We start from the raw sequence: 23,893 nt of genomic DNA on the forward strand, positions 1-23,893 counted from the left end.
CACTTCCCCCTATCTATCTCGAAAAGTGATGGCGAGAAAGCAATAATTGTGCCGCACTGCAGCAATCGCCGTGGCAATCCACGGCCGAGGCAAGTGGAGCACCTTCGTGTCGTGTCGTCCGAGTCTGGGCTAAATTAGCCGTTCAAATGCCCAACTCGGCTCGGACCCATGGCGATGATTTCACGGGCCCTCCTGACAACCGGGGCATCGACCATCTTTCCGTCCAAGGTAAAAGCACCTCTACCCTCTGCCGCAGCATCCCTTTCGGCCGCGAGCACGCGCCGGGCCCACTCGAACTCCTCCGCGCTAGGCGAGAAGGCTTCATTCAGGATGGCAACCTGTTTCGGATGAATTGCCAACGCTCCGACGAAACCGAGCCGCCTTGCCTGTATGACGACATCGCGGAACTTCTGCGTGTCCGAGAACTCCCCGATACTTCCAACGAATCCCAGAGGCAGCAGACCTCTCGCGCGGGCGGCGAACAAGACCGAAAGGTTCGGTCCTAAAAGAAGCTCCGGACCTGGTGTCCCGCCAACGGCCGCGCTGAAATCTTCCGGGCCAAGCGCCATCGCGGCCATCCGTGGATGGGCCGAAGCTATTGCCGCGAGTCTCGCCAATGCCCCCGGAGTTTCGATCTGGGCAACGAACCGAACGCTTCCCGCGTCAAGATTCCTTTCGTGCTCAAGTTCAGTCACGGTAGCAGCGACTTCCATCACCCATTCGGCCGACTCCACCTTGGGAAGGACAAGCGCATTGACGCCTGCGACGATCGCTGCTTCAAGGTCGGCAGCCAGCGCGCGCAGGCCACGGTTCACGCGGACCAAAACCGACGCGCCGTTACGACCCACTTTTGTCACGGATTCTGGGAGCTGCCGCCGTGCCTGGCCCTTCTGATCCTGGGGAACAGAGTCCTCCAGGTCGAGAATGACGCCATCTGCACCCCGCTCATGGGCCCTCTTAACAAAGCGCGGAACGTGAGCGGGAACGAAGAGCAGGGATCTCCAGCGGGGCACAGACATAGCGCTTTCAATGGCCGGAAAGGTGTCCTTGATCATGGAGTCGCCTCTGCGGTTGATTTTAGCGAGCTCGCTGGGCCTCCGATTCGCTGGATGATCCGAGGTACACACGCTCTCCTGTAGATCGTGAGCGCACCCGCCTTACCGACAAGACGCACGCTCACGCCGACGCGGCTCTTTCACGCAAAATCCGCAGAACCTCTTCTCGGACAGTCTCCGTGTGAGCGCCAAGAGCCGGAACCGGACGCAGCGAGGGGCGCTCAGAGTTGAAAATCGCCGCCGGCGCTATGGTCTCGACGGTTCCTTCGGGTGTGCCAACCTGCACCCTGCGAATATGTGGATGTCTTGAAACATCCGCCACTTCGTTCAGTCGGCCATATGCCAAACCGGCGGCCTCAAGCTCCCGCATCGTTTCATGACAGGACAGTTCGGAAAAGCGTCTCTCAATAATCTCATCAAGTTGCGCACGGTGACCGAGGCGCTCCATATTATCGGCGAAACCAGATGCGCGCGTAAGCTCCGGCTGCTTAAGGAATTTCTCGCAGAAACTTACCCATTCGCGGTCATTTTGAACCGAAAAGATGACCTCTTTGCCATCGGCACAACGATAGGCACCATACGGCACCAGCGACGGGTGCTTCACGCCCGCGCGTACCGTGTGATAGCCGCTATAGTCGTTTTGCAGAACCGGCACGTTCATCCAGTCGGCAACGGCATCGAACAACGACACCTGAATGCTGGCCCCTTCGCTGGTGACCTCGCGGTGATAAAGTGCCTGAAGAATGGCACTGTGCGCCGTCATGCCCGCGGAGATGTCGCAAACCGAGACCCCTACACGCGCAGGCCCCTGTTGGTTGCCCGTGATCGCGCATAGACCGGTTTCGGCCTGGACGATGAGATCATAGGCCTTCAAATGGGAGTACGGCCCTGTGTCGCCGAAACCAGAGATATCGCAGGTGATCAGACGCGGAAATCGCCGACGGAGATCAGCAGACCCGAAACCCAGTTTTTCGATACTGCCCGGCTTCAGGTTTTGGATAAAGACGTCAGCTTCGACAATAAGCGTATCGAGAACCTCGCGGTCCGCCTCCAATCTCAGGTCCAGACACACCGACTCCTTACCCCGGTTGAGCCAGACGAAGTAAGCGCTCTGCCCCCGGACCAGCTTGTCATAGTTTCGAGCAAAGTCCCCTTCGGGCCGTTCGATCTTGATTACCCGGGCGCCGGCATCCGCAAGGCGAGACGACGCGTAAGGCGCGGCAACGGCCTGCTCCACAGTGACGACGGTGATCCCCTCAAGGCTATTGTGCATTGGTGACACACCGCGCTTTTCATCCAACGTTTTCGTTTTGAGCCCGACGACGGTTCAGCATCACCAGCAACCGGTTTTGTTCATTCCCAACAATAGAGAATGCCTCGTCGACACCCATTCCGGGCTTTGCAAGCATCATGTCAGCCTGGGTTGCCACCGATACGTGGACAGAAGCTTGGGCTGAGAGATCGGTCTCCGTACAGCTTCCCCCAACATAGGCCCCCACTTTGTTCGCTTTGCAGAGGAGAACGGCACGCGCCGTGTCGGCAATGGAGCCCACATCCGGGGTCTTGATTTGAACGAGATGCGCGGCCTTCGCTTCAGCAAAGAGTCGAATATCCTCGAGCGTGTTGCACCTCTCGTCGACGACAATGCGAGCGCCGGAGCCCCGGTCATCCAAAACCGATACGATCTCGGCGTAGTTATCGATTTGAGCCTGCGTGGAACCAAAATCCGCCGGGCATTCGATGTTGAGCGTAAAACCCGGAACGATATCCGCCACCCTGCAGATAAAGTCGGCGATCCGTTGGGCCTCCAGGCCGATTTCTAGGCCGATCCAGCCATACACATCGAAATGCAGCACCGGATGATACCCCGGGCGGCCGATTTGGCGCGTACGCGTTGCAACCCACTTCACGAACTCCATGAAGGCCTGGCCGTCGACGCCGAATTTCTGCCGGGAGTTGATCAGGCCGTGAGGGATCACATCCACGGCCTTCAGTATCATTTTATCTACATTGATTTCGCGAGCATCGCCGCTCTGGCAGTAAATCGGGACTCTGTGTGCGGGCAGCGGGAGGTCGAGTTCAGCGCATACGATCTCTGCCATCGTCGTGCGGCGGAGGTGGGCCGCCGCTCGAAGCATCGCCTGACTGACGCCGTACTCAAGCGCGAGAGGTAGGCTCGTATTTTCGAACGGCTCGAAGACCTTCGCACAGGCATCAAAGTAACGAGATGCATCGACGTCGAGAAGCCGCGGTGCCATGACCCGCGACGTCAAATCTGAAATTTGAGCAATATCGAACAAAGGATCGCGTCCGCCAGCACCAGAGTACTGAACCCCCATCATGTCGCCCCAAACCACTGCGTCGTCGGTGAGCACAAGCCCGACGCTGAGAGAAGATGCCGGAACGCGAATGGACGTGAAGCCTGGCGTGACAGGTTCGCCCACATAGATGAAACCGTCCTGCGGGACGCCGGCCCTGATCGCAACTTGGTCGTCATAGAAAAATGCACCATTGCCCGGCGCAAGGAGGACGTCTTTGATCTGCACTTACTTTGCTCGATTTCTGCCGGACTATGTTGACGGACGGATCAGTACGAACCGCTGCTGGCCAAATATGCGCCATATGGCATTCAGGTCGCCAATATAATCTCCCGGATGGTGCCATCGCGCTTCCAGATGGCCAGCGGCTGCCGACGGGGGACTGGCGGCCGGGCGGTTTGGGTGCCGGCAAGGGCTGATGAGGGGGCTGTGCTCGGGGACGAGATAGGCATACTCCTGAGGCACGGTGGCTGCGATCTTGATGACGACGGCATGCCGGAGCAGCCGGTCCGCACATCCGTCCGCGACTGGAGTGCACCCCTCGACTGAGCTAAATAAATAGCGGATAGTTTCTGGATTGCAGGGACTGGATGTCATCGGGCGGTGAATATTCCCCGATTGTGGGCATCGAAAACTCCCTAGTTGGCGCTGCTGCCGCCAGTGCCGGGACGCGTCCCGGAACTGGCGACTTTCGCTTGGCGTCGATAGTCCGTTCCGGTCTTTGCGGGACGGGAGCGGCGCTGGTGGTCCAACTTGGAGAACTGCTGATGATATTGGATATACACCGTCAGGGTCTGTCCGTGACCGCGATCGCCCGACGAACGGGCCGCGATCCCAAGACAGTCCGCAAATACATCGAGCGCGGCTCGAACTCCCCGCCTATGGCCCGCGACAGGCGGGGCGGCCCCCTTTGTCGACTATCTGCTGCGAACGGGTCTCGGCCTTTCCCGATCTGAGCGCATGCGCCTGAGCAAGCGCCGGCATCGCAATGCTGGACAGTCAGTAATTTACCAGCAGGTCACGGGGCATGCTGCTCAGCGACTTGGCGCCGTTCTCGGTCACTCGGACAGTCTCACTGAAGATGTAGCCGTCATCCTTCTCAAAAATGCCGATGAGGACGTGGAAGGTCATGTTGGGTTCAATCACGGTGTCGTCGTCCTCTTGGAAGCTGATTCCGCTGTCGACCCAACCAAGGCCGATGGAGTAGCCGCTCCTGGATTCCTTACGCACGCCGTATGGTTTAAAGGCGCGCTGGAATGCTTGCGAAACTTCAGAGCACTTAACTCCCGGCCGTAGCGTTTCGACCTGCGCGAGGAAGCCGTCGAGGGCGGCTTGATGCAGGTGCCGGGCCCGAGCCGTTGGCTCGCCCAAAAAAACCGTCCGTGACAGGGCGCAGGCATAACGGTGTCGAAAGGCGCCAATCTCGAAATTAGTCTGACAGCCCATCTTATAGCTCGCGTCGGACCACGAAAGATGCGGTGCGTTGGCGGGAGAGCCAACCGGCATGGTTGGAAAGGCGCAAACACCCCCGGGAATTTCCGGTGTGCCTTTGACCAAAGCATGCGTGACGGCAGCCCCTACGTCGCATTCGCGCGCCCCAGCAGCGATCTCGAGCCGGCCCACCTGCATGGCCCTATCCACGATCTTTCCGGCCTGTTCCATGTAGGCAAGCTCAGCTGGTGATTTTACCCTCTTGAGCTTAGAAATCATGCCATCAGCGTCGATGAACTTCGAGGAGTCCAAGCTGTTACCGAGCGCGGCATGGTCCTTCACTCCAAACGTTTTGGCCGTCAGTTCGACCCCGATGCGATTCGACTTGGTGCGCTCGCGGATCAGATCGCCAATCGGCTGCCATGCCGTCCGCTGGCTCGACCCAATGTACTTCTCGGGATAACTGAGGATGCGCGATTGTGGCAGGTACGAGGTCGGCGTTGCGCACAAAGTGTCGATTTCGCGCAAAATCAGCCACGGATCTTCATCGTCTTGACACACGAGAGCGAGCTGCGGAACGTACTCCGAGTACCCGTCATAGCCGGTGAGATAGTTCATATTATTTTCGTTCATGACAAGCAGCGCATCCATACCGTTCGCCGCCATTTGCTGTCGCAGCCGAGCAGTGCGCTCGCGGTATTCCTGTTGACTAAATGCAGGCGCGCGTTCCTGTTGACTAGATGTGGGCATGAGCAGTTTTCCTCTCTCTGGTAAATGACGATTGCACGAGGCAATCAATTGGCATACTTTCTCGAAGGCGTAATTTTGGTAACGCGCAAGGTGCCAATGAGTCTTGCCGAATCCTTTAAGATACGGCGCCTAACGAGGGATTTCGCCGCTGGCCTAGTAATGGTTTTTCGGACACGCAATTCAGCTAGGCTATGCCGTTTATATTATTTGTGTGCGACAACCACCAGGCGCGAGCTATCGGATGTAAACGCTTCACCTTCCCCCCCATAAGCTTCAACAGTCTCGAACCCCGCGCTTCGCAACATCCGAACATATTCAGAAAACCCATACTGCCTATAAGAAAGGTGCGTTCGTGTAACGCGTCCATCACGGACGATAATCCTTTCGAGGTTTTCGCGATCGCTTAGCACATCGTTGCTAAATATATCGATTCGTACATCGTCGTTACGCTGCGCAACGGAACATGTAGGAAACTTGCGGCGCAGGGACTCGAAGCGATTGGGGTTATCGATTAGCAGACGCCCGCCCTTTCGAAGTGAAGAAGCGGCTTCACGAAGAACTCTCTCATTATCCGCGTCATCGAAATAGCCAAAGGTCGTGTACCACAGAAAAGCCGCGTCGAATCGATTTCGCCAGGGAAGTGAGCGCATGTCGCCCAGAACATACTCGACATTTACTCCGCGTTCAGCCGCATCCGCTTCGGCCTTTTTTAGCAAGATCGGCGAGATATCAAGTCCGGCTACCTGCGCCCCTTTTTCCGCCAATCGGTTGGTAATCCGCCCATAGCCGCACCCAAGCTCAAGAACTAAGCTGCCTTGTGCAAGAGAAAGAAGCTTCAAAATTACTTCCACTTGTCGGTCACTTTTCTTCGGCGGATTGATCACATTTCCAAAATGGACGTAATCTTCACTGAAGTATGACTCAAGTTCTGATAAAGAAACCTCATTGCCACTCTTATCGTTCATATGGTTTCTCCTTCTACTTTGATGATTTTTTAGATATCTTCTGACCTTATGATCGAATTTTCGCATATGTCGTAGCATAGTTAAAGAAAATATTTGTGAATGTTTTCATACTCTCGTTAAACTTTTGCAACAGTCATTGACCATGCCGTGTTGGCGATTGTACCGTGCGCCGGCATGGGGTTTCTTGAGGCACTGCTCCGCCCTCTCTCCCGCTGGGCGCTATACGCACCGCGTCGCCATCTCCAAGAACCGCCTCATCGACTTCGAGCACGGCACGGTTCGTTTCGCTGAAAGAACTGCCGGCCCAGTAATCGGCAAAAGGTCATGACCGTCTCGGCGGACGAGTTCATCTGCCGCTCAGATGACAAGTTTCAGGTCAAGTGATATCAAAGGCGCAATTCTTCCTTTTTTGTTGGCGGAACTATCCAGGTTTGAGCCCAACTGCGTTGACGCGGCGCGGCGTATTTCCGAGCCTGGTCCAACTCACATGCGGTCGCCGTCCGGAACGGCTGCACCAATATCCCGCTTTTCACCACAGCCAGCCGACCGAGCTCAGCCACGACGGCATGGCCGGTATCCAGGCGATCTACCGGATCGAGGAAGAGATACGGGGCTCCCGCCCGCCGAGCGAGGCCGCACGTCGAACGCGGACCCGACCACTGGTCCGCGCGCTGCGACGACAGCTCATGCTCCAGGGTAACGGTTTTTCGCGCCATGCCGATATCGAAGGTCTTCGCCAATGGCACCAAGCGATGCCGCGCATTCAACCGTTTCCTCTACGATGGCCAGCTCGAGCCTGACAATCTGATCGCGGAGCGGGCCATTCGTGGATTAACGTCGGCAGGCGCAATTGGCTTTTCTCGGGCAACTTCGCCGCGGCAGAGCGGTCAGCGGTCGTGCTCAGCATCATCGAGACCTGAAAGCTCTGCGACATCGATGTCGAAGCCTACATGGCCGATGTCACGGAGCGCATCCAGAACGACTGGCCAGCCTCGCGCTGGGACAAGCTGATGCCGTGGAGCTGGGTGCGCCGCCAAGAGATGCCACTCTCCTTGGCGGCACGAGCGCCGATCGATGACATGGCGCTATCGGACGAGGCACTGGAGGCCTGGAGGGCCGTCAGAACCAACCGTCGCCCGCTGGTGCGGACCATGTCGGCGCTGGATGGCATCGTAACGGCAGCGGTCACCGGGCCGCGGTTCCCGGACCCGCAATACTGGATGCTCACGGGGTAAAGGATCTGCAATCGATTACGCCGTGTTTGCCAGCCTCGCCAGGATCTACGATCGAATCAACGAGACGCTCTTCGACAGACCGCAGGATTATGCGCCCCGATTCGCAAGCCCAGCGGCGGCATCGATCCCCGGCCGTGGTGCCAGGGGTTCTACGCGGCCATGAATCTCAACATCAAAACCTGGAAACGGCTACTCGACCTCGACAATCGATCACGGCCTGCTGCTGCCGATCCTGACCTACTGCGTCGACAAAAAGGAAAGCCCGTCCTCGGCAAGCCCAGGCCGGGGCCCGAGACCGCGCATTCATCGAGCACGTCCCCGCCCTACGCGAACTCCACCACGTCACCCGTTATGACGACCCGGTGAGATCGGCGGCGGTGCGCGGACCAACGACCGACCTACCACAGACACATCACCGGACGATCTCAGAAAAGGTGCCTCGGCGCATCGCTTACGGATCAACCCGATATCTGGCAGCAGATAAGATTTCATCCCGAAATATGGCTTGCCGAGTTGCCGTCCGGTTCTGCGGTCTGTCGATGTAACTTCTTTCAAACTCGCCAAACGTGATATCGAGGTGGAAAAGTCTTCCTTGCACTCGCTCGCCGGGCCGTATCGTCGCGCAACACCGTAACGTGCGCGACCGATCGGCAGCCTAGCAAAGCCATTAACATAGACCCTGCCGAGGAATTCAGCCGCGTCCGGTCCCTGGACCTCGATCTGCCAAGCGTGGAGATGGCCATTAATTTTAGCCGGCTTCTACACGCACCCCTCGCTCCACGACAAAGGCCTCGCCCACGTCCCGGCTGGAAGTACGTTCTTCCCGTCGTATGATTTCGGTCCCAAACGTGCATCATCGCCGCAGTCGCGGATCGAGCGCATCCCTGAGACCGTCGCCGATATAGGTGACGCTGAGAACTGTAAGCGAAATCGCAATGCCCGGCCATAGCACTAGTTGCGGGTAATCCTGGATGTATTCGATTCCGTCATAGAGCAGCCGCCCCCAGGTCGGGAAATCCGGCGGAAAACCGAGGCCAAGAAACGATAGTAAGCTTTCCGAAATCACGGCATCGGCTATTTGGAGAGTGCTTGAGACAATGATCGGCGACATGATGTTGGGCAGCACATGACGACGGATAATCCGACGCGGCGGTGCGCCGATACTGCGCGACGCTAACACGAATTCGCGCCGTTTGACGGCCAGAACTTCGCCGCGAACGATCCGCGCAGTTTGCATCCAGCTCGTCAATCCGATAGCCGACACGATGAGGATGAAATTCCCCATCTCGACTCCGAGAATGTTCGCCACAGCGTCGCGGAACAGCATCACTGTGATCAAAAGCAGTGGCAGCACCGGTAATGACAGAAAGAGATCAGTGAGCCGCATCAGCGGGCCATCGAGGGATTTGAAATAACCGGCAACGACCCCGACAAGAGTGCCGAGAAAAATCGAGATGACCATCGCCGTCAGCCCGACGGCGATCGATATGCGACCGCCTGTCATCGTCCGCGCAAGTAGATCGCGCCCAAGCTGGTCGGTGCCCAACGGATGGGCCCAGCTTGGTCCCGAGTTTAAAGTCGTGAAGTCGATATAGGTGGGACTTACGCGCCAAACGAAGGGGCCGAAGACGACACCGACTACAATCAGGAAGAAGACGGCAGCCCCGGCGAGGGCGCCCTTGTGGGCCTTGAACTGGTGCCACACGTCCCACCGCTGGTTGCGCGACGGCGTTGCGAGCACCACAGGGTCCACACCGGCGATAGGATCGATCGCTCGTGTTTGCGAAACAAGCGCCTCGGCGACTTCTTTCGGTTCGTTGTCGCGAAGCAGCTCAGTCATAGCGAATCCTGGGATCGAGCAAGCCGTAAAGCAGATCGGCGATCAGGTTGAAGACGACGATTAGCACTGCGAAGATGAAGGCCAATGTCTGCACCATCGGTACGTCATTGGCGTATATGGCGGTGATCAGAAGTTGGCCGATTCCGTTTACCTTGAAGATCTGTTCGGTCACGATGGCGCCGCCGAAAATGCTTGGCAGGCCAAGCGCGACTACGGTCACGACCGGGATCATCGAATTGCGCAACACGTGGATGAACACGACCGCGGCCTCGCTTATGCCCTTGGCGCGAGCCGTGCGGACATAGTCCTGGTTGAGATTGTCAAGCATTGACGAGCGTAGATAGCGGCTGATGGAGGCGGTGGTCTGAACTGCCAGCACCATCACTGGCATCGCCATTTGCCGAAGCTGCTCCACGAAACTGCTCCACGTGTTGACGACGAGATTGGTGTTGTAGATGGTCGGAAGCCAGTCGAAGTAGACGGCGAAAGTTAGGATCGCCAGAACGCCCGAGAAGAAAGGCGGCACGGCAAGGCCGAGCATCGAAACGAAAGTGCCGATCTGATCGAACACAGAATACTGTTTGTAGGCTGATACGATACCGATCGGCAGAGCAATCAGCACCCCGACTATATAGGCGAGGCCAACGACCAGCAGCGTCTGCGGAAGGCGCTCGGCGATGACGCTGAAGACCGGGCCGCGCGATTGCCAGGAGATGATGCGCTGCATACCGTCCGAAAAATGGGTCCCGAATAGAACGTCCAAGCCATGCAGCGGCTCTATTACGAAGAACAGCTTCAGCCAAAGGAGATACTGCACGATCAGCGGCTCGTCGATGCCAAGAGCGGCGCGCATGTTCGCGCGCACTTCAGGTGGAATGGTAGGTGGCAACTGCGATAGCGGATCCCCTGGCGCTATTTTGAGCAGCGAGAAGATCACGAGGCTGATCAAGAACAGCGTCGGGACTGCGATAAGCAGCCGTCGGATAGTATAGTTGAGCATGCGTCGGACCTATTGCTGCCGGCCGGGGCAATAATGCCTGCGGCCGGCGTGGGAAATAGAAAGCTAGGCGCCCTTACAAGAACGCGCAGGAAATCTTACTTTTTGCGATACCAGTTCTGAGCGTTCCACAACTCCGAATCCCAGGCGTTCATAGCAGGGCCGCCCAGCGTGTTGGAAATCCCAGAGACGTTGGCGCGCCAGACCATCGGCATGATCGCGTAACTGTCCACGAGCACCGTATCGAGCTTCTTCACTATCTCGCCGCGCGTCTTGACGTCAGCGGTATGAGCGAGTTCTGTCACCAGCGCATCGTAGTCCTTGTCGCAGTAGCGAGGCATGTTCCAGCCTTGCCATTGCGTGTTCGGCTGCGGGACTGCGCTACAGGTGAAGGTTTCTACATATGAGCCGGGATCGGTACCGCTAGAGTAATTGGTCCACATCTGGACGTCGGCATAGAACTTCTGGGCTGTGTCCGGACTGCTCGAATCGCTGCCAAACAAGACATAAGTGTCGAGGCTCTTTAATTCAACGTCGACGCCGATCTCGTGCCACCACTGCTTGATGACCGCCTGGAACTGATTGCGTGTCGAATTGGTCGTCGTCACGAAGGTGAGCTTCAACTTCTTGCCGTCCTTCTCCCGGATCCCATCCGGACCCGGCTTCCAGCCCGCTTCATCAAGAAGCGTCATCGCACCCGGAGTATCCTGCTTCAGGCACTCCGTATTGCCGGCGGCGAAGTTTGCCGGCGCCGGGATCCAGTCACAGGTGGGCTTGCCCATCGAGCCGTAGCCGAGCTCACTCAACTTCGCGCGGTCTAGTGCCATCGACAGAGCCTTGCGCACGCGAACTTCGCCGAGGATCGGGTTTGGATGCTTAGCCGTCGAACGCTCGTCCGGCGGGAGACTGGGCGAGGGATCGGTCAGGTTCATGAAGAGGGTTTCGACCCACGTCCCGTAGGACGAGAGCACCTTGCCCTTGCCTGCTTTCTCCATCTTGGTCAGCACGTCCGGAGCGAGCTGCATGTTCAAGGCATAGTCATATTCGCCCGTCTGCAGCACTGCACGGGCCGCGCCGAGCGCATCGCCCCCGCCCTTGTAGTTTACCTCCGCGACATCGGGCTTATTTGAATCCCGGTAGTTCGGGTTGGCCTTAAGCTGGATCGCGTCACCCGGCTTGAAATTGGTGACGACAAACGGCCCAGTGCCGACCGGATAGAAATTGGCTTCCGTGCAGGTCGGGGCCTTAGCCCCCAGGCAGTCAGCGAACTGTTTGGCCTGGATGATCGGAGACCACATGCTGACAAAAAGCGTATAGGGGACTGCGGTCCGCTCCTTGAAGGTTACTTTCACGGTCAGGTCGTCCAGCGCCTCGATCTTGTCTACACCTTGGAACCTACTAAGTGCTGCGCAGCCGCCCTTTGGGTCCATGCAGTAGTTGGCGGTGAAAACCACGTCCTTCGCGGTAACGGGTGTGCCGTCCGACCATTTGAGACCAGGCTTCAGCGTCCAGGTGATTGACTTCAGATCGTTGGAGACCGCGCCGTTTTCGATGGTCGGGATATCCGCCGCAAGTCGGGGGAAAAGCTGGCCGTTATCGTCATAGCCGGCTAGCGGTTCAAGCACCAGCGAGGCAGGGACGGCGTCAATGTCGCTCCCCGAGAGGTACGGGTTCATCATCGAAGACGCCTGCCAATTCAGGATGTTGACGGCGCCGTCTGTGCCGCGATCGGCAAATGCAGACGTAACGAGTAGGGTGACGATGACCCCCGCAGTTGGAAGTGGTTTCAATCTAGACATTCTGTTGTTCTCCTTTTTTTAAACCTCGGCCTGGCTTACTCCGGCCTTGTTGCCCCACGCCAAATCCGGCCTCTTGCGATCACGGACGCGCTAGTGCAAACCTCCTGAGAGAAATCTCGCTTCCACTGATTACTCGGTCCTATGGCAAGCGGCCCACCGGTCGCCAGCCACCTTTCGCCAAGCGGGTTGCTCTGACGCGCACCGGTCGAACGCCACCGGGCAGCGGGTGTGAAATCGACACCCTGAAGGCGGGTTGGCCGGACTCGGCACATCGCCCGTCAGGATGATGCGGTGGCGCGCACGTTCGACCCTCGGATCCGGCACTGGAACCGCAGAGAGCAACGCCTTCGTGTAGGGATGAAATGGGTCTTTGTAGATGAGCTCGCGTGGGCCGAGTTCCATCACCTTGCCCAGATACATCACCGCGACATCGTCACAGAGGTGACGAACCATTGAAAGATCGTGGCTGATAAAGAGGTATGTCAGCGAGAACTGCTCCTGAAGGTCTTTGAGGAGATTGACTACCTGGGCTTGGATGGAGACGTCCAAGGCCGCAATCGGCTCATCGCAGACAATGAAATCGGGATTGAGCGCGAGCGCCCTGGCGATGCCAATGCGCTGGCGCTGGCCACCAGAAAATTCGTGCGGATAGCGGTTGGCGAACCTCGGATTGAGACCGACGGAATCGAGCAACTCGCGAATTCGCCTTTCCTTTTCCTTGCCTTTCAGTGCGCCGTGCTCGTTCAGCGGCTCGGCAACAATGGAGCCGACGGTCATGCGCGGATTGAGACATGCCTGCGGATCCTGGAATATCATCTGCATGCGCGGGCGGATCCGGCGCAGTTTGTTGCCCTCCAGATGCGTGATGTCTTCGCCATCAAACACGATGCGGCCCCCGGTAGTGTCGCAAAGGCGCAAGATGGCACGTCCTGTCGTCGACTTGCCGCAGCCGCTCTCGCCCACCAGCCCGAGCGTCTGGCCGCGCCTGACTTCCAGATTCACACCGTCCAGCGCTCTGATGGCGCCAGCTTGGCGCCCGAAGACACCACGATAAGTCGGGTAGTGCACGGCCAAGTTAGCGACGCGGATTAGAACGTCGTCCGGGCTAAGCTGTGCTTCTCTGGTGGGGATACTTGTCTCAGACATCGTCGCGCGGCCTCTGCCCGGTCAAATCCCACCAGCAGGCAGATTCGTGATCTTCTCGCACGGTCATCAGCGGCGGCTTCTCGACACGGCAGCGATCGAAGACATGCGGACATCGTGGTGCGAAGGGGCAGCTCGTCGGAAAGGCAGCAAGGTGTGGCGGCTGGCCGACGACACTCTTCAATCGCTCCCGTCCCTCCTGGTCGGGCCTCGGCAACGTCTCCAGAAGCGCGCGTGTATAAGGATGACTGGGATTTGCGTAAAGATCGTCGACAGCGGCGCGCTCGACAACGAGCCCGCCGTACATGACCATCACCCGATCGGCGATCCCGGCCACAACACCAAGATCATGCGTGATCCAGATGACGCTCATGCCGATTTCCTGACGGAGCTTCTTGACGAGCTCCAGAATCTGGGCCTGGATCGTCACGTCAAGCGCCGTCGTCGGCTCATCGGCGATAAGCACCTTTGGCTCGCAGGCAAGTGCAATAGCGATCATCACCCGCTGGCGCATCCCGCCGGAGAACTGGTGGGGATAGTCGTTTATCCTGTCCTGTGGCAAGGGTATGCCAACCAGGGAGAGAAGCTCGATCGCACGCTTGCGCGCCTCGCTACGGCTGAGACCGAAATGCTTCCTTAACGGCTCCATCAGCTGGTAGCCGACCGTCAATACGGGGTTGAGCGACGTCATCGGGTCCTGGAAGATGAACCCAACCTCGCCGCCACGAACCTTACGCATTTCGATCGGGTTAAGCGACAAAAGATCCCGGCACCCGAGACGCACCCTTCCGGACATGATTTCGGCAGGCGGCGATGGCACAAGCTTCATGAGCGACATCATCGTAACGCTCTTGCCAGAGCCGCTTTCACCGACAACGCCCAGTAGCTCGCCGGGCTGGAGTTCAAAGCTGATACCGTTAACGGCATGGATCGCGGTGCCGCGGGTCCTGAAAACAATCCGCAGATCCGACGCCTGCAAGACCGGCGCGTCGGTTATTCTGTGCGATGTCGGCTCCACCAAAGCTACCCCCTCGGTTCACCGAACGCCCTCCACCTGAATCCCGGATAGCTCGGCCCATATCATCTCAAGCTGCGCCACGTGTATTTCACGTAGAACAGGCAACTGAACTGATCGGTATTCCTCCCTTTTCTTTTCGACTATTGGCGAGTCTTTCATTTGATTGTGGCCGGTCGAGCGAACGCCATCGCGGCTTTCGTTGAACATCAGCGGCCGGGCGGTATGCGTCAATTAGAGATTCTATATTGTCGTCATCTAGAAGCGAGATGGGCCAAGCCTGATTGATGGCGCGATTGGGGCGCGGTGAGTTTGAGCGCCGCTGGTGCGGTCGCTCTTGATAATTGCGGTCGAGCTCATCGCGGATGGTGGCGCACCTCCCAGGCTTGGTTTCATACGAAAAGCGCCTACGACCGAATAAACCTCTATAAAAAACAGAGCTGTTTACAACCATCATTCGGCATAGGTGTGCACCCTGATGCGGCGACATGGTTTCGTCATGTCTCCCCAACGGCGGTTATGCGAACCCGAACTTAATGGCGGACTCCAGAAGGTTGGAATCTTCGTGCTTGAGATCGTCATCCGGCCTGATGGCGCTGCGGCTTTGGAGTCCTTCCAAGCCGCTGGGTAATTTGAGCGAACATTCGCTTGGCTGGCCGCTGCTGGCGCATGGCTAAAAGTTCGAGTGAACGATCGCCTTCGCCGAATTTTGGCTCATTGCTAGCATCCAACCGCTTACGCAAGAGTCTCGCATGGGCTCCAATTTACAGCCGTATTTGTTCGGGCCCTCGACTTTAGAGAGCGACTGTCGTCAAGAGCAGGCGCCAGCCATCTGAAAACGCGATGGCACCGTCCGGAACATTATATTGGCGGAACCGAAGCCAAGTGGCAGATACTTGGCGGATCAGCCACCCCACAGCAGCCGGCCGTCAACGCGGTCCGAAAATCGAGCGAACCGAAGTGCGGACCATTGATATCCTGCTCATGCCGGGCAACGGCGCGTTTTTTTTCAAGGGCGGCGCAAGATGCTGCTCGCCGACGCCCGACGGCTATGACACGCTGGTCGCGCCGGCGACCGCGGGCCGCCGCGCTCCTAGAAGTCATGCAGGTGCCCGATATCATCGCCGTGGTTTCGTCCGACACCTTCAAGCGGCCGATCTAGGCCGGCCACGCCATCCAGACCGTGCAGTCCACCGATGCATGGATCATTGCGGTGCTGACGGCTTCTTTTCCGTTAGCCTGCCAAGGCAATTCGGCTGTCATCGAGCATGTCTCGGCGGCAGCAGACCCCGGCCTCTCCATCTTCGTCGAGAACAGGCCCTCGGAGATCGACCGGCCCGAACTGACCTTGGCCAGGATCATCATCTCGGGCGGCCGGGCGCTGGGCTCGTCGGAGAAGTTCCAGGAAGTCATCCTGCCGATCGCCGACAAGCTCGGTGCGGCGGTTGGCGCATCTCGCGCCGCCGTTGATGCCGGCTACGCGCCGCGACTGGCAGGGTCGGCCAGACCCGCAAGGTGGTCGCACCCGATCTCTACATCGCCGTCGGCCTCTCCGGCGCCATCCAGCAACCCGCCGGCATGAAGGATTCGAAGATCATCGTCGCCATCAACTAGGACGAGGAAGCGCCGATCTTCCAGGTCGCCGACAACGGCCTCGTCGGCGATCTCTTCGTCATTCTGCCCAGATCTATTTGACACGAGGGTACAATGTCTCAACTTCAGATATTAACTCTAACCTGCGATGACCGCCCCGGCATCGTCGCGGCCGTCGCTACCGGACTGACTGCGCTCGGTGCCAACATTGCAGAGAGCAGCCAGTTTTGGGACCGCACCAGCAATCGCTTCTTCATGCGTCTGGCCGTTGAAGGAGACGAGTCGCTTGCGACAGCGTCAATCGAGCGTGCGCTCAAAGCGGCAATCGACCGCTTCGGTTTGTGTGTCCAGACCGTGGATGCGCGCCGTAGGCCGAAAATCATCATCATGGTGTCGAAATTCGACCATGCGATGCTTCATCTGCTTTACCAGATCAAAGTCGCTTGGCTGAACGCGGACGTGGTCGCGATCGTCTCTAACCACGAAGACAGCCGTGGGGTCGCCGAGCGGGAGGGGATCGCCTATCATTACTTGCCGGTATGCAAGGACACCAAGACCGAGCAGGAACATAAGCTGCTGGGTCTCGTGCGCGAGACTGGCGCGGACCTCGTGATCCTGGCCCGATACATGCAAATCCTGTCCGACGACTTGTCAACTCACCTCTTCGGCAAGGTGATCAATATCCATCATTCCTTCCTGCCCTCCTTCAAGGGCGCAAAGCCCTATCATCAGGCATACGAGCGTGGAGTGAAGCTCATCGGCGCTACCGCGCATTACGTGACGCCCAACCTCGACGAAGGTCCCATCATAGATCAGGAGACTGAGCGCGTAACGCATGCGATGAGCGCGGAGGATTTCGTCGCAACGGGCCGCGACATCGAAAGCCGGGTTCTTGCGCGGGCGGTCAAGCTACATTTGGAGCGGCGGATCATGCTCAACGGATATAAAACAATCGTATTCTCAAGTTGACTGACACGCCGTGATGAAACATGGCAATCAGCGGCACAGCGGCTTGAGGCTCGGAAGCGGTTATGGGACCACGTGCTACTGGTCCAGCTGTAACCGGATTTTTTGGGCGATGGCAGACAAACAGGAACCTGCAGGGTATCCCAGCGGCTGCAGGCTTGATCGTGATCTGGCTTTTGTGGCTTCTCGTGACCGCGCTTGGCACCCGCAATAGCTGCCTAAAAACCATTATTGCTTATGGTCTGCTGGTTAGTCCTTGAACTCGGCAGCCCGGCTCGATGATCGACCTCCTGCACGCCGGCGCATTGGTGTTGAGCAAGCGCCGGCATCGCAATGCTGGACAGTCAGTAATTTACCAGCAGGTCACGGGGCATGCTGCTCAGCGACTTGGCGCCGTTCTCGGTCACTCGGACAGTCTCACTGAAGATGTAGCCGTCATCCTTCTCAAAAATGCCGATGAGGACGTGGAAGGTCATGTTGGGTTCAATCACGGTGTCGTCGTCCTCTTGGAAGCTGATTCCGCTGTCGACCCAACCAAGGCCGATGGAGTAGCCGCTCCTGGATTCCTTACGCACGCCGTATGGTTTAAAGGCGCGCTGGAATGCTTGCGAAACTTCAGAGCACTTAACTCCCGGCCGTAGCGTTTCGACCTGCGCGAGGAAGCCGTCGAGGGCGGCTTGATGCAGGTGCCGGGCCCGAGCCGTTGGCTCGCCCAAAAAAACCGTCCGTGACAGGGCGCAGGCATAACGGTGTCGAAAGGCGCCAATCTCGAAATTAGTCTGACAGCCCATCTTATAGCTCGCGTCGGACCACGAAAGATGCGGTGCGTTGGCGGGAGAGCCAACCGGCATGGTTGGAAAGGCGCAAACACCCCCGGGAATTTCCGGTGTGCCTTTGACCAAAGCATGCGTGACGGCAGCCCCTACGTCGCATTCGCGCGCCCCAGCAGCGATCTCGAGCCGGCCCACCTGCATGGCCCTATCCACGATCTTTCCGGCCTGTTCCATGTAGGCAAGCTCAGCTGGTGATTTTACCCTCTTGAGCTTAGAAATCATGCCATCAGCGTCGATGAACTTCGAGGAGTCCAAGCTGTTTCCGAGGGCGGCATGGTCCTTTACTCCAAACGTTTTGGCCGTCAGTTCGACCCCGATGCGGCTCGACTTGGTGCGCTCGCGGATCAGATCGGCAATCGGCTGCCATGCCGTCCGCTGGCTCGACCCAATGTACTTCTCGGGATAACTGAGGATGCGCGATTCCGATAAGTACGAGGTGGGCGTTGCGCACAAAGTGTCGATTTCGCGCAAAATCAGCCACGGATCTTCATCGTCTTGACACACGAGAGCGAGCTGCGGAACGTACTCCGAGTACCCGTCATAGCCGGTGAGATAGTTCATATTATTTTCGTTCATGACAAGCAGCGCATCCATACCGTTCGCCGCCATTTGCTGTCGCAGCCGAGCAGTGCGCTCGCGGTATTCCTGTTGACTAAATGCAGGCGCGCGTTCCTGTTGACTAGATGTGGGCATGAGCAGTTTTCCTCTCTCTGGTAAATGACGATTGCACGAGGCAATCAATTGGCTTTGTTTTTCTCAAAGGCGCCTTGAACCCGATCGTCCATTTGGCTAGGTAGGCAGCCCACTTCGACCCGTTCGAGGCGGTAGTCAGGTAACGCCAGCGGAGGCGTCAACCATCCACTCGGTCAGGCTCTTGCTGAAGCTGCGCGGGACGAGAAGGTCGCATTCGAATGCGCTCCTGCGCAGCAGCAGGACCGGCACGCGATGGAGGCCAGTCTGGACCGCCCGTCCCTCGCCAAGCGTCTCCCAATCCACCGCGACGCACCGCTCCAGCACATGTTTGAGGCCCCCGCCGGAGAGGCGCAACCGCACGCTGCCCTCGCCGAGCGGGAGCGCGCAACCGAGTTCCGGATCGACATAGGCATTAGGCGGCGGGCCGTCGCAAAGCAGCCAGAACCGGCGCGGCGCAATGCGAACGACGAGCCAGCCGTCATGACGCGCCGTATCGCCGACCTTGTTCGGCAGCGGCCCGCCTAGCATCCGGTGTAGTTCCGCCTCGAATTGCGCCATCTCGCCGTCCCAGCCCTCGAATTGGACGATCGCGCAGTCATAAGCCGCCGTCGCGAACCCCGCCATGTTCGAACCATCAGCCATGGAGCCGCTCTCCCTTCGGGTCGAGGAACATGGGCGAGACTACCCGAGCCCGTACCGTGTGGCCTTCGATCGGATAAGTGGCGACGATCTCGGCGCCCTCCTCTGCGGCATTCCGGGCAAGCAGTCCGAGCCCCACCCAGGCGTCAAGCGTGGGGCTGTAGGTCACCGAGGTAATGCGGCCGAGACCGTGGCCATGCATCGGCTCGCCAGGCCTGAACAGGATGGCGCCGCCGCGCAACTGCTTGCCCGGCTCGACGCAGCGCAGCCCGACCAGCCGCGGGCGCGCCGGGTCGCTGAAGGCCTCGCGGCGGCCAAGCACCTCGCCCACATAGCCGCTGCGCTTGCTCGCCATGCGGCTGAGCCCGAGGTCATCGAGCGTCGTCCTGCCGTCGATCTCCGGTCCCGCGACATGGCCCTTCTCGACGCGCAGAGCGCCCAGAGCCTCGACGCCGTAAGGCTTCAGGCCGAAAGGCGCGCCGACCTCCATCAGCCGGCACCACACATCCTTGCCCAGGGTCGCACCGACATAGATCTCGTAAGCCCGCTCGCCGGAAAAACTGAGGCGGATAACTCGCAGGGCCCTGTCGCGAAATTTCGTTTCGAGCAGCCCCATATGCGGCAACGCCTCGTTTGAGACGTCCAGATCGGGAAACACTGCAGCGAGGATATCACGGCTCTTCGGCCCGGCGACCGACATGGCTGCCCATTCGTCGGTAACCGAAGTCACCGAAACGCGCAGGGCCGGCCAGGCGGTGTCAAGCAGGAATTCCAGCCGGGACATCACGTCTGCGGCCTTCGCGGTCGATGTGGTCATGAAGAAGCGCCCCTCGCCGAGTCGGCTCGCGGTACCGTCGTCGAAGACGATGCCATCGTCGCGCAACATGACGCCGTAACGCGCCCGGCCGACCGGCAGCCTGGCAAAGCCGTTAACATAGACCCGGTCAAGGAATTCAGCGGCGTCCTTGCCCTGGACCTCAATCTTGCCGAGCGTGGAGATGTCCATCAGGCCGGCCGCCCCGCGCACCATTCGCATCTCCGCGACATAGGCTTCGTTTGCGTCGCGGCCGGAAGCACCATAGAACCACGGGCGCATCCAGAGGCCACTCTCCATCATCTGCGCGCCATTTGCGGCATGCCAGTGATGCATTGGTGTGCGCCGGATCGGCTTGTAATGATGGCCGATGCTGCGCCCGGCCAGTGCCCCAATGGCGACCGGGGTATAGGGCGGCCGGAAAGTTGTGGTGCCAACTTCCGGGACCGGCACGCCACGCAGGCCGGCCATGGCCGAGAGCGCATGCATATTGCTTGTCTTGCCCTGGTCGGCGCCCATGCCGAGTGTCGTGTAGCGTTTCAGATGCTCGACCGACTGGTATCCCTCGCGATGCGCCAGCGCGATGTCACTGGTGGTCACGTCCATCTGCAGGTCGACGAAGGCCTTGGCTTCGGTAATTTTGGACTCTTTTTCGGCCCGCTCTCCGGTTCGTTCCGCGAACCATGTCTTTTTCCCCGGTCGAGGGGAGAGAGTATGTTTCGGCTGCATGGCAGGGCTCCCATACTCTCCCCTCACGAAGTGGGAGTGGGGCGCCGAACGAAGTGAGGCGGAGAGGGGGCTCGGTCCCGCATTGATATCATTAAGATTGAGCCTGACCGGCGAACCGACTGATTTCGTTGCGCCGCAGTGCGCAGATGCCTCGGCCCCTGCACGATGCCCCTCCTCGATTGCCCCCGCTGTGGTCCAGGTTCCGGTGACTGCGCCGGCCACGAACTGCCCCGCTCCAAGTTTTCCGGGAACAAAGGCGCGAATGTCCTCGCGATAGACCGGCTTAACCCCCAGATGGGAGGTCAGATGCACCGTCGGCGACCAGCCGCCGGAGACCGCGACCAGATCGCACTCTACCGTGGCCGTACCGCCCGGCTCGGAAAGCGCAATAGCGTGCAGGGTATGACGTCCGAAAGCATTGGAAATCAGCGATTTCGCGCGGACGGTGATGCCCCGACGGCGCGCCTGTTCCAGAAGTTCATGTGTCGGTTCGGCGCGGCTGTCAGCTATCGTCACTTCCGCCCCGGCTGCGGCAACATCAAAGGCTGCGGAGTAGGCGCTGTCGTTATCGGCCGCAACGACCATTCGCGTACCCGCCAGTACCGCAAAGCGGTTCAGATAGGTCCGCGCCGCCGAGGCCAGCATGATGCCGGGCCGATCGTTGTTGGCGAAAGTGAGCGGCCGCTCGATCGACCCTGTCGCGTACACGATCGAATTCGCGCGCAAAAGCGCCAGCGTCTGGCGCGCCTCGCTTTTTGTCGGATCGGCGTTTCCTGAGCAGTACCGCTCTAAAAGGCCGAGCACATTGCCGTCATAGACGCCGAACGCGGTGGTGCGCGTCATTACCGATACATTCGGCATGTCGGCTAGCCGTGCGAATATTTGGGAAAGCCAAGCCCCGGCCTCGCCGTCCGCCGGCTCCGACAGAAGCCTAGCGCCGGCCACGAAATCCTGCTCGACGAGAACCACCCTAGCCCCCGCCTCCCCTGCAGCGAGCGCGGCCGAAAGTCCCGCCGGTCCGGCGCCGATCACTACGACGTCGGCGAAGAGATGACGGACTTCGTAGCGGTCAGGATCGGGCTTTTCGCCCGCGCGGCCGAGCCCCGCCGCCTTGCGAATAAAGTGTTCGTAGAACATCCAGGCCTGCCGCGTCGGCCCCATGAAGGTCTTGTAGTAGAAACCGGCTGACAGGAACGGCGAGAACAAGCCGTTGATACTTTGAACGTCGAGCTTGAGGGATGGCCAGCGGTTCTGGCTTTCGGCGACCAAGCCATCCGCTATCTCCACCGTGGTCGCCGGCACGTTCGGCTCGCGCCGCCCACCGGCGCCTAAAGTCACGAGCGCATTTGGCTCCTCGGGCCCGGCCGAATAGATGCCGCGCGGCCGGTGGTACTTGAAGCTGCGGCCGACAAGGCCGATTCCGTTCGCCAGCAGCGCCGAAGCAAGCGTATCGCCGCGGAAGCCGGCTAAAGCCCTGTCGTCAAAGGTGAAGTCGATCCGCTGCGACCGGTCGATCCGCCCGCCTTCGTGAAGCCGCCTCATGCGCGCACCTCCCTTGCGAAGCGGACCCAGGCGATCTCGTGGTTGCGTGTATCGCGTTCGACCACTAGCCATTGACGGCAGCCCATCACGTGCTGCCAGTACTCGCGATGCGGTCCGGCTGGGTTCTCGCGCACGAAGACGGAACAGTACCAGGCCTCGAAATCGGCGTCGTCGTGGGCAGGACGGACAAAGGACGCGTCGCCGCCATAGCGGAACTCGTCGTGGTCGCGCGGGCCGCAACAGGGGCATTCGATGCGCAGCATCCAAAAGTCTCCAACTATTGTAGCCAGGCGAACGGGCCAGTGCCGGCCTCGTCGATGGTTCGGCCGGTGCGGAACCGGTCGAGGCTGTAGGCGGCGGTGAGCGGATGGGGTGCGCCCGTGGCGAGGGTATGCGCGAAGCACCAGCCGGAGGCGGGTGTGGCCTTGAACCCGCCGTAGCACCAGCCGCCGTTGATATAGAGCCCGTCGATTGGCGTCGGGCAGATGATCGGGCTGGCGTCTGGCGTCATGTCCATCACCCCGCCCCAGTGGCGCAGGATGCGCAGCCGCGAGATACACGGCATCAGGGCGATTGCCGCCTCCGCGACCTCGCGCACGATGCCGAGATTGCCGCGTTGGGCATAGGAATTATAGCCGTCGAGGCCGCCGCCGAAGACCAGCCCGCCCTTGTCCGACTGGCTAACATAGAAATGGTCTCTGCCATAGGCGACGACTTGGTGGACGAGAGGCTTGATTGGTTCCGTCACGAAAGCCTGAAGAATATGGCTTTCGATCGGCAGTTCGAGGCCGGCTTTCCGGCCAAGCATCGAGGTGTGCCCCGCCACCGCAAGCCCAACCTTTCCGGCTCCGATCCGGCCCTTCGTCGTCTCAACCCCGACGATGCGCTCCCCGTCACGAACAAAACCCGTCACCTCGCAGCCCTGGATAATGTCCACGCCATGGGCGTCCGCGGCGCGCGCGTAGCCCCAGGCGACCGCGTCATGGCGCGCAGTGCCCGCCTGACGCAGAAAGATCGCGCCGCAAACCGGGAACCGCGCAGTCTCCGAAAAATCGAGATAGGGAACGAGCCGGCGCACCTCGTCGCCATCGAGCACTTGCGCGTCGATCCCGTTCAGACGCATGATATTGGCGCGCTGGCTGAAGCCGTCGAACTGGTCGGCCGAATGGGCAGTGATAAGCATGCCGCGCTGCGAGAACATGACGTTGAAATTCAGCGCCTGCGACAGGCCTTCCCAGAGCTTCATCGAGAATTTGTAGAACTGGGTGTTGCCGTCGAGCAGGTAGTTCGACCGGATGATCGTGGTGTTTCGACCGACGTTGCCGCCGCCGATATAGCCCTTCTCTAGCACGGCTACGTTGCGAATACCGTGGTTCTTGGCGAGATAGAAGGCGGTCGCCAGGCCGTGCCCGCCACCTCCGATGATCAGAACGTCATACGTGGACTTGGGCGAAGCGTCACGCCAAACCGGCCGCCAGCCGGTGTGCCCTTTCAAGGCTTGAGAGATTAGAGTGAAACCGGAATAGCGCATTGGCG

At 59.4% G+C, this 23,893-nt stretch carries 18 protein-coding genes and 3 pseudogenes; 5 read left to right on the forward strand and 16 right to left on the reverse strand.

What is annotated here, in order from left to right:
- Positions 1–134 precede the first annotated feature (134 nt).
- The 3 genes from AC0NID_RS00475 to AC0NID_RS00485 all read right to left on the reverse strand — a co-directional run bounded on the left by AC0NID_RS00475 (position 135) and on the right by AC0NID_RS00485 (position 3,601).
- Entirely contained in the window at positions 135–1,055 is a 921-nt protein-coding gene (locus AC0NID_RS00475; protein WP_473459265.1) for an HpcH/HpaI aldolase/citrate lyase family protein, read from the reverse strand.
- 121 nt (positions 1,056–1,176) lie between these two features.
- Positions 1,177–2,328: a CaiB/BaiF CoA transferase family protein gene (locus AC0NID_RS00480; RefSeq protein WP_473459267.1), complete on the reverse strand. Its 1,152-nt coding sequence runs from the start codon at positions 2,326–2,328 to the stop codon at positions 1,177–1,179.
- 19 nt (positions 2,329–2,347) lie between these two features.
- Entirely contained in the window at positions 2,348–3,601 is a 1,254-nt protein-coding gene (locus AC0NID_RS00485; RefSeq protein WP_473459269.1) for a methylaspartate ammonia-lyase, read from the reverse strand.
- Between the two features lie 515 nt (positions 3,602–4,116).
- Here AC0NID_RS00485 and AC0NID_RS00490 point away from each other — a divergent pair.
- A pseudogene (locus AC0NID_RS00490) lies at positions 4,117–4,334 on the forward strand (helix-turn-helix domain-containing protein); the annotation flags it as partial.
- Positions 4,335–4,372: 38 nt separating this feature from the next.
- Here AC0NID_RS00490 and AC0NID_RS00495 read toward each other — a convergent pair.
- Both AC0NID_RS00495 and AC0NID_RS00500 read right to left on the reverse strand, forming a co-directional pair.
- Positions 4,373–5,554 (reverse strand): M24 family metallopeptidase, encoded by a 1,182-nt coding sequence (locus AC0NID_RS00495; protein WP_474033396.1) that lies wholly within the window; start codon positions 5,552–5,554, stop codon positions 4,373–4,375.
- A 203-nt stretch (positions 5,555–5,757) separates the two neighbouring features.
- Entirely contained in the window at positions 5,758–6,519 is a 762-nt protein-coding gene (locus AC0NID_RS00500) for a class I SAM-dependent methyltransferase (protein WP_473459409.1), read from the reverse strand.
- A gap of 208 nt (positions 6,520–6,727) precedes the next feature.
- Here AC0NID_RS00500 and AC0NID_RS00505 point away from each other — a divergent pair.
- Positions 6,728–6,876 (forward strand): annotated as a pseudogene (locus AC0NID_RS00505) (transposase); the annotation flags it as partial.
- Between the two features lie 29 nt (positions 6,877–6,905).
- On the opposite strand, the gene AC0NID_RS00510 reads toward AC0NID_RS00505, so the two are convergent.
- The gene (locus tag AC0NID_RS00510) at positions 6,906–7,259 is read right to left on the reverse strand and encodes a hypothetical protein (protein ID WP_473459411.1); all 354 of its coding nucleotides are present in this window, start codon (positions 7,257–7,259) and stop codon (positions 6,906–6,908) included.
- Positions 7,260–7,469: 210 nt separating this feature from the next.
- Here AC0NID_RS00510 and AC0NID_RS00515 point away from each other — a divergent pair, with 210 nt between their 5' ends.
- Positions 7,470–7,754 (forward strand): hypothetical protein, encoded by a 285-nt coding sequence (locus tag AC0NID_RS00515; RefSeq protein ID WP_474033397.1) that lies wholly within the window; start codon positions 7,470–7,472, stop codon positions 7,752–7,754.
- Positions 7,755–8,607: 853 nt separating this feature from the next.
- Here the strand turns inward: AC0NID_RS00515 and AC0NID_RS00520 are convergent.
- The 5 genes from AC0NID_RS00520 to AC0NID_RS00540 form a co-directional block, all read right to left on the reverse strand.
- A complete protein-coding gene (locus tag AC0NID_RS00520) occupies positions 8,608–9,594 on the reverse strand; it encodes an ABC transporter permease (protein WP_473522369.1) in 987 nt (328 codons plus the stop codon).
- Positions 9,587–10,594, reverse strand: coding sequence for an ABC transporter permease (locus AC0NID_RS00525; RefSeq protein ID WP_473459413.1), 1,008 nt, complete (start codon positions 10,592–10,594; stop codon positions 9,587–9,589). The genes AC0NID_RS00520 and AC0NID_RS00525 overlap by 8 nt, the downstream gene beginning before the upstream one ends.
- Before the next feature lie 95 nt (positions 10,595–10,689).
- Positions 10,690–12,390, reverse strand: a complete 1,701-nt coding sequence (locus tag AC0NID_RS00530; RefSeq protein WP_473459415.1) for a peptide ABC transporter substrate-binding protein — start codon at positions 12,388–12,390, stop codon at positions 10,690–10,692.
- Between the two features lie 129 nt (positions 12,391–12,519).
- Positions 12,520–13,536, reverse strand: coding sequence for an ABC transporter ATP-binding protein (locus AC0NID_RS00535; RefSeq protein WP_473459416.1), 1,017 nt, complete (start codon positions 13,534–13,536; stop codon positions 12,520–12,522).
- The gene (locus tag AC0NID_RS00540; RefSeq protein WP_473459418.1) at positions 13,529–14,551 is read right to left on the reverse strand and encodes an ABC transporter ATP-binding protein; all 1,023 of its coding nucleotides are present in this window, start codon (positions 14,549–14,551) and stop codon (positions 13,529–13,531) included. The genes AC0NID_RS00535 and AC0NID_RS00540 overlap by 8 nt, the downstream gene beginning before the upstream one ends.
- A gap of 1,072 nt (positions 14,552–15,623) precedes the next feature.
- Between AC0NID_RS00540 and AC0NID_RS00545 the strand changes: the two are divergent.
- Positions 15,624–16,243 (forward strand): annotated as a pseudogene (locus AC0NID_RS00545) (electron transfer flavoprotein subunit alpha/FixB family protein); the annotation flags it as partial.
- A 12-nt stretch (positions 16,244–16,255) separates the two neighbouring features.
- Entirely contained in the window at positions 16,256–17,110 is an 855-nt protein-coding gene (purU, locus tag AC0NID_RS00550; RefSeq protein ID WP_473459420.1) for a formyltetrahydrofolate deformylase, read from the forward strand.
- A 341-nt stretch (positions 17,111–17,451) separates the two neighbouring features.
- Here the strand turns inward: purU and AC0NID_RS00555 are convergent, their stop codons facing one another.
- The 5 genes from AC0NID_RS00555 to AC0NID_RS00575 all read right to left on the reverse strand — a co-directional run bounded on the left by AC0NID_RS00555 (position 17,452) and on the right by AC0NID_RS00575 (position 23,888).
- Complete coding sequence (locus AC0NID_RS00555) at positions 17,452–18,633, reverse strand: M24 family metallopeptidase (RefSeq protein WP_474033398.1); 1,182 nt, start codon at positions 18,631–18,633, stop codon at positions 17,452–17,454.
- 135 nt (positions 18,634–18,768) lie between these two features.
- Complete coding sequence (locus AC0NID_RS00560; protein WP_473459432.1) at positions 18,769–19,275, reverse strand: sarcosine oxidase subunit gamma; 507 nt, start codon at positions 19,273–19,275, stop codon at positions 18,769–18,771.
- A complete protein-coding gene (locus AC0NID_RS00565) occupies positions 19,268–22,357 on the reverse strand; it encodes a sarcosine oxidase subunit alpha family protein (protein WP_473459431.1) in 3,090 nt (1,029 codons plus the stop codon). Before AC0NID_RS00565 ends, AC0NID_RS00560 begins: the two co-directional genes overlap by 8 nt.
- Positions 22,354–22,620 carry a sarcosine oxidase subunit delta gene (locus AC0NID_RS00570; RefSeq protein WP_473459429.1) on the reverse strand — a complete coding sequence of 89 codons (267 nt, stop codon included), beginning with the start codon at positions 22,618–22,620 and terminating at the stop codon, positions 22,354–22,356. Before AC0NID_RS00570 ends, AC0NID_RS00565 begins: the two co-directional genes overlap by 4 nt.
- A gap of 14 nt (positions 22,621–22,634) precedes the next feature.
- Positions 22,635–23,888, reverse strand: a complete 1,254-nt coding sequence (locus tag AC0NID_RS00575) for a sarcosine oxidase subunit beta family protein (protein WP_473459427.1) — start codon at positions 23,886–23,888, stop codon at positions 22,635–22,637.
- Positions 23,889–23,893 lie beyond the last annotated feature (5 nt).

The sequence above is a fragment of the Mesorhizobium sp. WSM4821 genome, from assembly GCF_055901555.1.